Genomic DNA, 12,637 nt, shown 5'->3' on the forward strand with positions numbered 1-12,637 from the left:
CAAACTGGAACCGTTATGCAAAAAGTTGTCCTCGCCACCGGCAATCCCGGCAAGGTACGTGAACTGGCGGAGTTACTCTCCGCTTTTGGTCTGGATATCGTCGCACAGAGTGACCTCGGGGTTGAGTCGGCGGAAGAGACCGGCCTGACCTTTATTGAGAATGCGATTCTCAAGGCGCGTCACGCGGCGCAGATCACCGGCTTACCGGCAATTGCCGATGATTCCGGCCTGGCCGTAGATGCGCTGGGCGGCGCGCCTGGCATCTATTCGGCGCGCTATGCCGGCGAGAATGCCAGCGATCAGCAGAATCTGGAGAAGCTGCTGCAGGCGCTGGAAAACGTGCCGGACGGTCAGCGTCAGGCGCAGTTTCACTGCGTGCTGGTCTATCTGCGCCATGCGGCAGATCCGACGCCGCTGGTGTTCCACGGCAGCTGGGCAGGTGAGATCACCCGCTCTGCCGCTGGCAACGGTGGCTTTGGTTACGACCCGATTTTCGCTGTTCCGGCGCTGGGTAAAACTGCTGCCGAGCTGAGCAAAGCGGAAAAAGGTGCCGTGTCTCACCGGGGTAAAGCATTGACGCTGTTGCTGGAAGCGATGCGTAATGCCTAATCTGCCGCCACTGAGTCTCTATATCCACATTCCATGGTGCGTACAGAAGTGTCCCTACTGTGATTTTAACTCCCATGCGCTGAAAGATGAGGTGCCGCACGTTGAATACGTGCAGCACCTGCTGCGCGATCTGGAGATCGACCTGCCGCTGATTCATGGCCGTGAAGTGCGCACGATCTTTATTGGCGGCGGCACACCCAGCCTGCTGAGCAGCAGCGCGATGCAGATGCTGATGGATGGCGTGCGGGCGCGTCTGAACCTGGCGCCGGATGCGGAAGTGACCATGGAAGCCAACCCCGGCACCGTGGAAGCGGACCGCTTCAGCGCCTATCAGCGCGCCGGTATTAATCGTATTTCGATTGGCGTTCAGAGCTTCAGCCCGCAGAAACTGCAGCGTCTGGGCCGTATTCATGGCCCGGAAGAGGCGGTTCGCGCCGCTGAGCTGGCGGCTTCTCTGTCGCTGCGCAGCTTTAACCTCGACCTGATGCATGGTCTGCCCGATCAGTCGCTGGAGGAGGCGCTCGACGATTTACGCCGGGCGATTGCGCTTAATCCGCCGCATCTCTCCTGGTATCAGCTCACCATCGAGCCCAACACGCTGTTTGGTTCGCGTCCGCCGGTGCTGCCGGACGATGATGCGCTGTGGGATATCTTCGAACAGGGCGATCGGCTGCTGCGGGAGGCCGGTTATCAGCAGTATGAAACCTCCGCCTATGCGAAGCCGGGCTACCGCTGTGAACACAACCTCAACTACTGGCGCTTTGGCGACTATCTGGGGATTGGCTGTGGTGCGCATGGCAAGCTGACGCAGCCGGATGGCCGCATCGTCCGCACGGTAAAAACCCGTCATCCGCGTGGCTTTATGCAGGGCAACTACCGCGAAAAGCAGTATGAGGTAGCAGACAGCGACAAGCCGTTTGAATATTTCATGAACCGTTTTCGCCTGCTGGAAGCCGCGCCGCGCGACGCGTTCAGCCGCTATACCGGCTTAGCCGAACAGGCGATCCGTCCACAGATGGATGCCGCCATCGCTGCCGGTTACGTGATCGAAACCCCGGCGCAGTGGCAGATTACGGAGAAAGGGAAACTGTTCCTGAATTCGCTGCTGGAGCTGTTCTTAGCGGAAGAGTAAGCAGGACGCCTCAGCCCGGCAGGCTGAGGCGTTGACTTAGTTTTTCAGTGCGCCAGCGAGCTGTTTACGCTGGTCTTCCAGGGAGATGACGCGGTTGCAGACTTCGTGACCGAAGTTCTGGAAATCCTGCTCCTGTTTGCTCCACTCAGCCTGAATCGACTGCTGCAGCCCCCCCAGATTTCCCATAATCGCCTGCAGCGGGTTGCTGCCGCCACCGCCCTGCTGACTGCCCATCTCATTCAGACTGTCCTGCATCACGCCGCCCAGCGTCGACTGCACCAGCCGTTCGCCTTCGGCGCGCACCTTGTCGATCGCCTGATGGTGGAACGTCAGGCCATCTTCGCGATGCTCAATGATGCGGTTCATCTGCTGTTTCAGCTGACCGTTCAGGGTCGTCAGACGGTTACGGACGTTGCTGCCGCTTCCCAGCTTTTCGACGATGACCCGATCCAGTGCCGCACGCCCTTTCTCCAGACGTGACGTCGCCCCGCTGTCAATCCAGGGCAGATCGCGGCGCAGCGCATTCTGGTAGTCGATCGCTTTCTGACGGCCGGCCGCATCCAGCGTGACCCGCTTGCCGTTGAACTGCACATCGCCCTGCGGCGAGATTTCCATGTTGCCGTTGGCCCCGACCACCTGCACGCTCTGCGGCTTAATCACCACGTCGTCCTGCGGCTTAACGCTGCATTCATAGGCGGCCTGCGCCTGGGTCGCTGCCACCAGCAGCACAGCAAGAAGCGCTTTACGCATCATATCCACTCCCTAACATCTGGTCTGAAACCGTTCAGAGATCGGGACTCAGCCCGACGCTGTGTAACTGAAAACCTGGCCCGCGATACGCATCGGGGGCGTGGCTATTAGTCCCACCAGACGTCAAAGAGTTCCGTCATCTGCACATCCTGCAGCTTGCGATCTTCCAGCCATTTGCGCACCAGCGCACGATGTTCTTCGGTGCATTTGCCGGTTTTCTGCAGGCAGACCAGACCTTCCCACACCAGATAGCCGCTGCCATCGAAGGCCAGACCGTTAGGATCGATCGCTTCATTGATGAACTGGTTCAGCGTCTCATCGATTTCGCTTTCGCTGGTGCCTTCCGGGAAGCGCCAGGCAACGGAGAAACCCAGCTCCTGAAACTCGTCGATGTGCAGTTTTTTACGTAAACGGCGGCTGCGTTGTGTGGCCATTATTTCACCCTCTCAAACATTAAATCCCATACGCCGTGGCCTAAACGCTGCCCGCGCTGCTCAAACTTGGTCAGTGGACGCGTTTCAGGACGCGGCACGTAATTCTGTTGTTCTGACTGATTGCGATAGCCGTCGATGCTGTTCATCACTTCCAGCATATGTTCGGCGTAGGCTTCCCAGTCGGTCGCCATGTGGAATACGCCACCCGGTTTCAGCTTGCGCATCACCAGCTCGGCGAAAGGCACCTGAACGATACGGCGTTTGTTGTGACGCGCTTTATGCCAGGGATCGGGGAAGAAGAGCTGAACCATGCGCAGCGAGTTATCCGGAATCATCTTCTCCAGCACTTCCACCGCGTCATGACACATCACCCGCAGGTTCTGCACACCGGCCTCTTTCGCAGAGGCCAGGCAGGCACCGACGCCCGGCGCATGCACTTCAATTCCCAGGAAGTTCTGGTGCGGCGTGTTCTGCGCCATCGTCACCAGCGAAGCGCCCATGCCAAAGCCGATCTCCAGCGTCACCGGGGCATCACGGCCAAACAGCTCGGTCAGATCGACAGGTTCCGGCTGGTATTCCACGCCCATAACCGGCCACAGGGTATCCAGCGCCTGCTGCTGGCCTTTTGTTAAGCGACCCTGGCGGCGCACAAAGCTGCGGATCCGGCGCAATGGCCGCCCGTTCTCATCAAATTCTGGGGTGATGACGTCATTAATCATGTAAAAGCCTGCTGGTTAGCCTGTTCCGGGAAACGGGCATTATGCAAAGTTCATAAGCAGAAGCAAGCCTTTGCAATCTTCCGGTTTACACCCAGGTGCGCATGTGCTGGAATTCCTGCCTGAGTGTAGAGTAAACACGGAAAATTTCCTTCTTATGATGCAAGCGCCGCAGTTCGCGCAACAGGTGCTGGACTGGTATCAGCGCTTCGGTCGCAAAACCCTGCCGTGGCAGCTGGAGAAGACACCTTACAAGGTGTGGCTCTCCGAAGTAATGCTCCAGCAGACCCAGGTTGCCACGGTTATCCCCTATTTTGAACGCTTTATGGCGCGTTTCCCCACGGTCACCGATCTGGCTGCGGCACCGCTGGACGAAGTGCTGCATCTCTGGACCGGCCTCGGCTACTACGCCCGTGCGCGTAATCTGCATAAAGCCGCAAAGCAGGTGGTCGAAGTTCATCACGGCGAGTTTCCGCAGAACTTTGAGGATGTCTCCGCCCTGCCCGGCGTTGGCCGCTCGACGGCAGGCGCGATCCTGTCGCTCTCCCTGGGTCAGCATTTTCCGATTCTGGATGGCAACGTTAAGCGCGTACTGGCGCGCTGCTACGCCGTCAGCGGCTGGCCGGGTAAAAAAGAGGTGGAGAAGCGGCTCTGGCAGATCAGCGAAGAGGTCACGCCCGCCAGAGGCGTCAGCCAGTTCAATCAGGCGATGATGGATCTGGGGGCGATCGTCTGTACCCGCTCGAAGCCGAAGTGCGAGATCTGCCCGCTGAACAGCGGCTGTGAGGCCTACGCCAGCAGCAGCTGGGCGAGCTATCCCGGCAGGAAGCCGAAGCAGGTGCTGCCGGAGCGCAGTGGCTGGTTCCTGATGATGCAGAATGGCGATGAGGTCTGGCTGGAGCAGCGTCCGCCGGTGGGGTTGTGGGGCGGTCTGTTCTGCTTCCCGCAGTTCACCACCGAAGCGGCCATGACCGACTGGCTGGCGGCGCGGGGCATCCATGCGAAACCGCAGCAGATGACCGCTTTCCGTCACACCTTCAGCCATTTCCATCTGGATATTGTTCCGATGTGGCTGGCATGGCCTTCTGCCGGGGCGGCGATGGATGAAGCAGGCGGTCTCTGGTATAACTTAGCGCTGCCACCATCTGTGGGATTAGCCGCACCCGTTGAGCGACTTTTGCACGAGCTGCGCCATCCCCGACAACTGGCTTTGAACAGTTGTGAGATTAATGAGGAAGAGTAATGAGCCGCACGATTTTTTGTACCTTTTTACAGCGCGACGCGGAAGGACAGGATTTTCAGCTCTACCCGGGCGATCTGGGTAAGCGTATTTATAATGAGATTTCCAAAGAAGCCTGGCAGAAGTGGATGGCCAAACAGACCATGTTGATCAACGAAAAGAAGCTCAACATGATGAATCCTGAGGATCGTAAAGTGCTGGAGAAGGAGATGGTTAATTTCCTGTTCGAAGGCAAGGACGTTCATATCGAAGGCTATACTCCGCCAGAAGCGTAAACATTCCGGGCCTCTTCAGTGAGGCCGGTTATCCAGGTCAGGCTTGCACTCCCAATGAATAAAAAATTAATCGCCTTATTGGTGATAGCTCCACTTTTGGTCTCCTGTTCCGGGTCGAAGCATCAGCAGTCTCACGAAGAGTGGGTAAAAGATACCAATGGCTTTGATATTCTGATGGGGCAGTTTGCTCACAATATTGAGAATATCTGGGGTATCAATGAGGTCCTGATTGCCGGACCAAAAGATTACGTCAAATACAGCGACAACTATTACACCCGCAGCCACATCAACTTTGAGAGCGGTAAGCTGACGATCGAAACGATCTCAGGCACCGATCCTATGGCCAGCCTGCGCCAGGCGATCGTAACCACCCTGTTGATTGGCGAAGATCCGGGCAATGTCGATCTCTACTCCGATGCCAACGACATCGAGATCAGTAAAGAGCCGCTGCTCTATGGTCAGGTACTGGACAACACCGGTCAGCCGATTCGCTGGCAGGGCCGCGCTGAAGCCTTTGCGGACTATCTGATCCAGCACAAACTGATGCGCCGCACGTCCGGTCTGCATGTGATTTACTCTATTTCGATTCCGATGGTGCCGAACCACCTCGACAAGCGTGCGCACAAATATCTGCCGATGGTGCGTAAAGCCGCCGAAGAGTATGGTGTCGATGCGTCGCTGATCCTGGCGATTATGCAGACCGAGTCGAGCTTTAACCCCTATGCGGTCAGTCACTCAGATGCGCTGGGCCTGATGCAGGTCGTGCAGCATACCGCCGGTGTGGATGTGTTCCGTATGAAGGGCAAATGGGGCAAGCCGAGCCGCAGCTATCTGCTGGATCCGGAGAATAATATCGACGCCGGTACGGCCTATCTGGCGCTGTTGCAGCGCAACTATCTGGGCGGCATTCAGGACCCCCTGTCACGCCGCTATGCAGTGATCACGGCTTATAACGGCGGGGCTGGCAGCGTGCTGCGCGTCTTCTCAAGCGATAAAGATCGGGCGTTTGCGATGATAAACAATATGTCACCGGGTAAGGTTTATCAGACCCTGACCAGTCAGCATCCGTCGGCGGAGTCGCGCCGTTATCTTTATAAGGTGAATACTGCGCAGAAGAGTTACAGAGGGTTCTGACTGGGGGTGTTTGCTGCGCAAACAGGCTGGGCTTCGCCTGGCAGTCGTTTTACCCTGTGCGGGTTTCGTTCGCCTGGTGGCTGGGGCAGTTTCAGGCCCGCTTCAGCAGGCGACCGACAAGGGGGCGCCAGTCGCCGCGCCCCCCTGACCCCGGGCTCCGGCCTGCATCACCGCCGCTTCGATTCTTCCGGGTTTCTCACGGACCGGCGGGACGCGCCATCCCTGGCGTGAGCCCGCCTCTTCGCGACATCCCTGTCGCTCGTCCTGAAATCCCTCATCCGCTCAGCGGCTCTGACGGCCTCCCTCCCCGCTGTAACTTCTTCTTTCTGTGTTGGGTACTTTATCGCTTCAGGTTCAGAGGATCAGCTCTGGCTCTGGCTCTGGCTTCCAGGCCAGCAGACAACGCTGCATCGTAATAAACAAAAAGAATTCGCAGACGACAGTCTGACAGAGGCGTCCGCAGCGCCGGGGAACAACCGGAGGCCAGGATGAGCCGACAGGACGTCGGCGAAAGGACGGCACGCGCCAGGGATGGCGCGTCCGGACGGTCCGCAGGCCGCAGGGCGTGACGAGGGTACCGCACGAAGCGGGGCGCGAAGGCAGCCGGACGCCGGGATTGTTAAGGGGCGGGCGTCCGCCCCTTGACGCGTCCGCCCGCACGGGTGAACTGAAACTCCTTCTCGCCTGGCGGGCGAAACCCGCTCAGCGTAAATCCGCTGCCCGGCAAAACCATTGCCCCGTTCGCGCAGCGAACTCCCCTTCACCCGGCGGGCCGCTGCCCCGGCTTAAATCAGCCCGCCACCATCATATTCGCCACCAGATATTTTCGTCCCTGCTCATCCTCTTCGGTGTAAACACCCTGCAGCTCCGGCGAGAAGCCAGGCAACAGATTCAGCCCCTCTTCCAGCGCCAGGAAATAGCGCTGCACCGCGCCGCCCCAGATCTCTCCCGGCACCACGCAGAGCACGCCCGGCGGATAAGGCAGCGCCCCTTCCGCCGCGATTCGCCCTTCTGCCTCGGCTATCGGCACCAGCTCCACCTCGCCGCGAATATAGGCCTGATGCGCATCCTGTGGATTCACCCTGACCGCCGGGAACTCTGCGGCGCGGAACATCAGGCGCTGCAGATCCTTCACATTGTGGCTGACGTAGAGATCGTGCATCTCCTGACAGAGACGCCGCAGGGTGTAACCCGCATAGCGTCCGGCATTTTTGCGGTAGAGGGTCGGCAGCACTTCGGCCAGCGGCGCATCCTCTTTAACGTGCTGCTCAAACTGCGCCAGCATCGCCACCAGATTGGCCATCTTCTCCGGACTCTCTGCGGGCGTCAGCAGGAACAGGATTGAATTGAGATCGCACTTCTCCGGCACGATGCCGTTCTCACGCAGGTAGTTCGCCAGGATCGTCGCCGGTATACCAAACTCACTATACTCACCGCTGGCCGCGTCGATGCCCGGCGTGGTCAGCAGCAGCTTACAGGGATCGACCCGATACTGATCGCGCGCATATCCGGCAAATCCGTGCCACTTCTCCTGCGGTTCAAAGCTGAAGTAACGCAGATCGCGGGCGATCGTCTCCGTCGGGGCATCCTGCCAGCGCTGTCCCGCTACTTTCTCCGGCACAAACGGCAGGATCATTTCGCAACGTTCCAGGATCGCTTTGCGCGCATCAATCCCCAGCCTGACGCACTCATCCCACATCCGACGCCCCGCTTCGCCCTGATGCATTCTGGCGTTGATATCCAGCGCGGCAAACAGCGGGTAAAACGGGCTGGTGGATGCGTGCAGCATAAATGCGTTATTCAGGCGCTTATGCGGGCAGAAGCGCCGCTGGCCACGGATGTGATTATCCTTTTTATGAATCTGCGACGTCTGCGAAAAACCGGCCAGCTGCTTGTGCACGGACTGCGTCACAAAGATGCCGGGATCGTTCTCATTCAGCTCCAGCGTCAGCGGTGAACAGCCCTCCATCAGCGGAATGAACTGCTCATAGCCGAGCCACGCGGAGTCGAACAGGATGTAGTCGCACAGGTGGCCGATGCGGTCCACCACCTGACGCGCGTTGTAAACCGTGCCGTCATAGGTGCCCAGCTGAATAATCGCCAGACGGAACGGCCTCTCTTCTCCGGCACGCTCGGGCGCTACCGCCGCAATCTGCCTGCGCAGATAAGCGTCATCAAAGCAGTGCGCATCAATGCCGCCAATAAAGCCAAAGGGATTACGCGCCGCTTCCAGATAAACCGGCGTCGCGCCCGCCTGAATCAGCGCACCATGATGGTTCGACTTGTGGTTGTTGCGGTCGAACAGCACCAGATCGCCACGGGTCAGCAGCGCATTGGTAACAACCTTATTGGCGCTGGAGGTGCCGTTCAGCACAAAGTAGGTTTTGTCGGCGTTAAACACCTTCGCAGCATACTTCTGCGCATCTTTGGCGGAGCCTTCATGGATCAGCAGGTCGCCCAGCTTGACGTCGGCATTGCACATGTCCGAACGGAAAACGTTCTCGCCATAAAAGTCGAAGAACTGTTTGCCTGCCGGATGCTTTTTAAAGAACGCACCGCCCTGATGACCGGGACAGGCAAAGGTGCTGTTCTGCATATCGACATAGCGGCTCAGCGTCTCAAAGAACGGCGGCAGCAGCGCCGCTTCATACGCCTGCGCAGCCGCCTCCAGCGCCTGCCACGCCTCCGGCTCGCCATTCAGCTCACCGCTGACGCCGGGCAGGTGCATCACCTCCTCTTCAAAGGCGTTCGCGACAAAGACCGGCAGATTGAAGCCGGTGTGGCGCAGCAGGGCCAGTACCCCGCTGCGGGTATCCGCCAGCGAGACGACAACCGCCGCCACATCGGTAAAGTCGGTGTTATCCAGCGTCACTACATCACGCGCGGTGTTCAGGGTCAGGCTGGGCGCAACGGCGGCGCTGGCAGCAATTTTCAGTGGAGTCATAGCGAATCCCCAACGTCAGGGAGAAGTGCCTGCGGCACAATTATGGGGACGGTGCCCCGGCGAATAATGAACGTTCGGCAGGCATTACGCAGCGGGTGAAGGGTGCTTCACCGCCACCGCCTGACGGACTCACCGCATGGTCAGTAACGGAGAGATCGGGAAAGAGAAAAGCCCGCAGTGCGCCGGAAAACGCGAACGGTAAGACGGGCGGATGCGCGGTAAACCGGACATGGCGACGTCCTCGATGGTGAAGAAGCAGGGTCAAAAAAGTGGCGCTCATCATGTCATCTTTTTTAAGCACCGACAAGCCAGAGACGGGAATTGTTCATTCATTGAATTAAAACTCAACCTTATGATTTATATACCATAATCCAAACAACAGCCTTTTCAGGCACGATTAATTATATGAAATATATGCAGATTTATGCACTCATGCCTGCCAGCGTTAAACGCGTATTTTCCAGGCCGTCGCTCTGCTGGCCCGCACACGCACCCCGTGCCCTACCGCATTGCAACCGCCTGGCGTAGACTTAGCCTCTCTTTTCCACTCTGCCGGAGGCTGCATGTTCAAGGCACTGGTCATTGAAAATGACGAACAGGGTTACCGTTCTCTGCTGAAAGATCTTCCCGAATCCCAACTGCCCGACCACGATGTCACGCTCGACGTCAGCTACTCATCCCTGAACTACAAAGATGCCCTCGCGATCTGCAATAAAGGCCCGATCGTGCGCCAGTTTCCGATGGTGCCGGGTATCGATTTTGTTGGCCGGGTGACGGCCAGCCGCCATCCTGACTGGAAAGAGGATGATGTGGCGCTGCTGACGGGCTGGGGCGTCGGTGAAAAACAGTGGGGCGGCCTGGCACAGAAAGCCAGCGTCAGTGGTGACTGGCTGGTGAAGCTGCCCGCCACGCTGAGTCCGTTGCAGACAATGGCGATCGGCACGGCGGGCCTGACCGCGATGCTCTGTGTGATGGCGCTGGAAAAGCAGGGCATCACGCCGGAACGGGGGCCGGTGCTGGTGACCGGCGCCAGCGGCGGCGTCGGCAGCTATAGCGTCAGCCTGCTGGCGCGTCTGGGCTATGAGGTCACGGCGTCGAGCGGACGCGCCAGCGACCACGGCTGGTTAATCGACACTCTGGGCGCAACCTCGGTGATGGATCGTGAAGAGCTCTCACAGCCCGGCAAACCGCTGGTTAAAGAGCAGTGGGCCGCCGCCATCGACAGCGTCGGCAGCCACACGCTGGCGAATGTCCTGGCCGCCACCCGGCGGGACGGCGTGGTCGCAGCCTGCGGCATGGCCCAGGGGCTCGACCTGCCAGCCAGCGTCGCGCCCTTTATCCTGCGTGGCGTGACCCTGGCCGGTGTCGATAGCGTGATGTGTCCGAAACCGCTTCGCCAGCAGGCGTGGCAGCGCCTCGGTGAGTTGCTGGATAGCGAACGGCTCAGCAGGCTGAGCCGGGTGATCCCGCTGAGCGAAGCCAGAGAGGGCGCGCAGGCTCTGCTGGAGGGCCGTGTGCAGGGTCGGCTGATCGTCGACTGTCGCTGAATCCAGAAAGGTGCGGTGCGCGCCTCTAGCGGGCGGCCCGCCGTAACCGTTTGATCAGCCCCTGCAGCGCGAACTCTGTGCCCTGCTCCATCACGGATTTTGGATCGCCGCTGAACTGGTGGCACTCCGCCTCATCCGTGCCATCCGGCAGCATCCAGCCGAACCAGATGGTGCCCGCCGGGGTACCATCGTCTCCGCCATCCGGCCCGGCATAGCCGGTAATCGATAATCCCACCGGTTCACCCGAACGGGCGCAGGCCCCCTGCACCATCTCCCTCGCCGTCTGTTCGCTTACCGCCGTATGCTGCTTCAGCGTGTCGGGATGTACTCCCAGCAGGCGGATTTTGGCGTTTTCGCTGTAGGTCACAAAGCCGCTGGTGTAAAAGTCGCCGCTGCTCTCTACTGCAGCCAGCGTCATGCTGATCAGCCCGGCGGTGCAGGATTCAGCGGTGGTCAGATGCCATCCGGAAGCGAGTAAAATTTTACCCAGTTGTTCAGCGGTCTGATCAAGTGATGTCGCCATAGTGGTCTCCTCAGTCTGTCAGGCACTCCAGGTATAGCGCAAAATCGGCAATTAAAAGCGCGCAAAGCAATGTTTTTAAAAGCGAAACGGCCAGAAATCAGGGTTGAATATCAGGCGGGTTACACTTAGCATGACCCTGAGGATCGGGCTGAGCGCGCCGTGGCAGAGGCTGTCCGGCAGCGCGTACACGCGGCCGCGCGGCCTCTCCGCAGGCAGGCGGGAAGCTGCGTCAATCGCTGAAAAACGGGTCGCAGAGGCGCGCAGCCACGGATTAGTTGTTACTCTTCGCCTCCCTGCCTGCCGGCAGCATAAAAAAGCACGCGGTCAACGCGGCACCAGGCATGAGCACCATGCCGACGATCCAGACTTTTTACCCGCCTCTATGCCCTCTGGCAGGTTTAACGGGATAACTCACCACAGCGCACAGATTTTTAACCCGAATGCATCTGCATTTATTAATACATAAAGGAAGAGAGTGATGGCGCAAAAACCGGTGGTTGTTATTCATTACTGTATGCAGTGCAACTGGCTGATGCGGTCAGCGTGGATGGCACAGGAGCTTCTGCACACTTTTGCGGAGGATCTGGCGGAAGTGACACTGAAACCGGGCACCGGCGGTGTCTTTGAAATTACGCTGGATGAGCATCTGTTGTGGGAACGTAAGCGCGATGGCGGCTTCCCCGACGCGACCACGCTGAAGCAGCGCGTGCGCGACATCTGCTTCCCGGACCGCACGCTGGGTCATATCGACAAGCACAAAACGGAAATCAGCTAAGGGCTATTCGCTGCCGGTGATTTTCTCTGCCGCGTCATGCAGCGCCTGAATCAGCGTTTGCAGCGCGGCGTCTGAGATATCCTCCTGCGCCAGCCGCCGATTCAGCGCGACCTTCAGCCCGTGAATCGCCTGCTCCACGGCAGGAATGCTGCGGTTGTTGACCAGCACCGCCAGTGAAGAGAGCCGCGCAATCAGGCTGAGAACCATTTCACGCTGTTCGGCCAGCTGCGCCCTGCCTGCGGGCGTCAGGCGATAGGCTTTGCGTGTGGCCTGCGCATCCACCACCTGAATCGCCTCCATCTCCTCCAGCAGCGTCAGATTGGGATAGATAATTCCCGGACTCGGTGAATACTCTCCCTTTGACAGCTCCTCAACCGACTTAATCAGCTCATAGCCGTGCGCCGCACGCTGTTCCAGAAAGTGCAGCATCAGCAGGCGGATCTCACTCGCTTCCAGCATTTTTTCACGTCGTTTACGACGCCCGCCGCAGCCAGCCTGCGCGTCAGAGGAAGTGGAAGTCGGATACGGTTTCATGGCCTGCCCTGCGGAGAAAAAGGA

13 protein-coding genes are annotated in these 12,637 nt (G+C 59.0%); 7 read left to right on the forward strand and 6 right to left on the reverse strand.

The window, feature by feature from the left end:
* Positions 1 to 15 precede the first annotated feature (15 nt).
* Positions 16 to 609 carry an XTP/dITP diphosphatase gene (locus AB1748_RS17075; protein WP_111140731.1) on the forward strand — a complete coding sequence of 198 codons (594 nt, stop codon included), beginning with the start codon at positions 16 to 18 and terminating at the stop codon, positions 607 to 609.
* A complete protein-coding gene (gene hemW / locus AB1748_RS17080; protein ID WP_367395817.1) occupies positions 602 to 1,741 on the forward strand; it encodes a radical SAM family heme chaperone HemW in 1,140 nt (379 codons plus the stop codon). The genes AB1748_RS17075 and hemW overlap by 8 nt, the downstream gene beginning before the upstream one ends.
* A gap of 36 nt (positions 1,742 to 1,777) precedes the next feature.
* On the opposite strand, the gene AB1748_RS17085 is transcribed toward hemW, so the two are convergent.
* The 3 genes from AB1748_RS17085 to trmB form a co-directional block, all read right to left on the reverse strand.
* On the reverse strand, positions 1,778 to 2,494 hold the full coding sequence (locus tag AB1748_RS17085; protein WP_367395818.1) for a DUF2884 domain-containing protein: 717 nt from the start codon (positions 2,492 to 2,494) through the stop codon (positions 1,778 to 1,780).
* A 104-nt stretch (positions 2,495 to 2,598) separates the two neighbouring features.
* On the reverse strand, positions 2,599 to 2,925 hold the full coding sequence (locus AB1748_RS17090) for a YggL family protein (RefSeq protein ID WP_128086614.1): 327 nt from the start codon (positions 2,923 to 2,925) through the stop codon (positions 2,599 to 2,601).
* Positions 2,925 to 3,644, reverse strand: coding sequence for a tRNA (guanosine(46)-N7)-methyltransferase TrmB (trmB, locus tag AB1748_RS17095; protein ID WP_367395819.1), 720 nt, complete (start codon positions 3,642 to 3,644; stop codon positions 2,925 to 2,927). The genes AB1748_RS17090 and trmB overlap by 1 nt, the downstream gene beginning before the upstream one ends.
* Positions 3,645 to 3,798: 154 nt before the next feature.
* Here trmB and mutY point away from each other — a divergent pair, with 154 nt between their 5' ends.
* Genes mutY through mltC form a run of 3 tightly spaced genes read left to right on the forward strand, consistent with a single transcriptional unit; the run spans position 3,799 to position 6,290 of the window.
* A complete protein-coding gene (mutY, locus tag AB1748_RS17100) occupies positions 3,799 to 4,884 on the forward strand; it encodes an A/G-specific adenine glycosylase (RefSeq protein WP_111140736.1) in 1,086 nt (361 codons plus the stop codon).
* Positions 4,884 to 5,156, forward strand: coding sequence for an oxidative damage protection protein (locus AB1748_RS17105; RefSeq protein ID WP_009087157.1), 273 nt, complete (start codon positions 4,884 to 4,886; stop codon positions 5,154 to 5,156). The genes mutY and AB1748_RS17105 overlap by 1 nt, the downstream gene beginning before the upstream one ends.
* A gap of 54 nt (positions 5,157 to 5,210) precedes the next feature.
* The gene (gene mltC, locus AB1748_RS17110; protein ID WP_111140737.1) at positions 5,211 to 6,290 is read left to right on the forward strand and encodes a membrane-bound lytic murein transglycosylase MltC; all 1,080 of its coding nucleotides are present in this window, start codon (positions 5,211 to 5,213) and stop codon (positions 6,288 to 6,290) included.
* A gap of 790 nt (positions 6,291 to 7,080) precedes the next feature.
* Here the strand turns inward: mltC and AB1748_RS17115 are convergent.
* Positions 7,081 to 9,234 (reverse strand): ornithine decarboxylase, encoded by a 2,154-nt coding sequence (locus AB1748_RS17115; RefSeq protein ID WP_111140738.1) that lies wholly within the window; start codon positions 9,232 to 9,234, stop codon positions 7,081 to 7,083.
* 563 nt (positions 9,235 to 9,797) lie between these two features.
* On the opposite strand from AB1748_RS17115, the gene AB1748_RS17120 reads away from it, so the two are divergent.
* The gene (locus AB1748_RS17120) at positions 9,798 to 10,781 is read left to right on the forward strand and encodes an MDR family oxidoreductase (protein WP_111140739.1); all 984 of its coding nucleotides are present in this window, start codon (positions 9,798 to 9,800) and stop codon (positions 10,779 to 10,781) included.
* Positions 10,782 to 10,806: 25 nt separating this feature from the next.
* On the opposite strand, the gene AB1748_RS17125 is transcribed toward AB1748_RS17120, so the two are convergent.
* Positions 10,807 to 11,304: a CinA family protein gene (locus AB1748_RS17125; RefSeq protein WP_111140740.1), complete on the reverse strand. Its 498-nt coding sequence runs from the start codon at positions 11,302 to 11,304 to the stop codon at positions 10,807 to 10,809.
* 478 nt (positions 11,305 to 11,782) lie between these two features.
* On the opposite strand from AB1748_RS17125, the gene AB1748_RS17130 reads away from it, so the two are divergent.
* A complete protein-coding gene (locus AB1748_RS17130; protein WP_111140741.1) occupies positions 11,783 to 12,079 on the forward strand; it encodes a SelT/SelW/SelH family protein in 297 nt (98 codons plus the stop codon).
* Positions 12,080 to 12,082: 3 nt separating this feature from the next.
* Here AB1748_RS17130 and AB1748_RS17135 read toward each other — a convergent pair whose 3' ends face one another.
* Positions 12,083 to 12,613, reverse strand: coding sequence for a PadR family transcriptional regulator (locus AB1748_RS17135; protein ID WP_367395820.1), 531 nt, complete (start codon positions 12,611 to 12,613; stop codon positions 12,083 to 12,085).
* Positions 12,614 to 12,637 lie beyond the last annotated feature (24 nt).

This window comes from Pantoea sp. Ep11b (assembly GCF_040783975.1).
Lineage (GTDB): Bacteria > Pseudomonadota > Gammaproteobacteria > Enterobacterales > Enterobacteriaceae > Pantoea.

Coding starts and splice junctions, on each gene's coding strand:
- hemW (WP_367395817.1), top strand. CDS start 602: ATGCCTAATCTGCCGCCACTGAGTCTCTATATCCACATTCCATGGTGC.
- AB1748_RS17105 (WP_009087157.1), top strand. CDS start 4,884: ATGAGCCGCACGATTTTTTGTACCTTTTTACAGCGCGACGCGGAAGGA.
- AB1748_RS17075 (WP_111140731.1), top strand. CDS start 16: ATGCAAAAAGTTGTCCTCGCCACCGGCAATCCCGGCAAGGTACGTGAA.
- AB1748_RS17120 (WP_111140739.1), top strand. CDS start 9,798: ATGTTCAAGGCACTGGTCATTGAAAATGACGAACAGGGTTACCGTTCT.
- AB1748_RS17090 (WP_128086614.1), bottom strand. CDS start 2,925: ATGGCCACACAACGCAGCCGCCGTTTACGTAAAAAACTGCACATCGAC.
- AB1748_RS17115 (WP_111140738.1), bottom strand. CDS start 9,234: ATGACTCCACTGAAAATTGCTGCCAGCGCCGCCGTTGCGCCCAGCCTG.
- mutY (WP_111140736.1), top strand. CDS start 3,799: ATGATGCAAGCGCCGCAGTTCGCGCAACAGGTGCTGGACTGGTATCAG.
- AB1748_RS17130 (WP_111140741.1), top strand. CDS start 11,783: ATGGCGCAAAAACCGGTGGTTGTTATTCATTACTGTATGCAGTGCAAC.
- trmB (WP_367395819.1), bottom strand. CDS start 3,644: ATGATTAATGACGTCATCACCCCAGAATTTGATGAGAACGGGCGGCCA.
- AB1748_RS17085 (WP_367395818.1), bottom strand. CDS start 2,494: ATGATGCGTAAAGCGCTTCTTGCTGTGCTGCTGGTGGCAGCGACCCAG.
- AB1748_RS17125 (WP_111140740.1), bottom strand. CDS start 11,304: ATGGCGACATCACTTGATCAGACCGCTGAACAACTGGGTAAAATTTTA.
- AB1748_RS17135 (WP_367395820.1), bottom strand. CDS start 12,613: ATGAAACCGTATCCGACTTCCACTTCCTCTGACGCGCAGGCTGGCTGC.
- mltC (WP_111140737.1), top strand. CDS start 5,211: ATGAATAAAAAATTAATCGCCTTATTGGTGATAGCTCCACTTTTGGTC.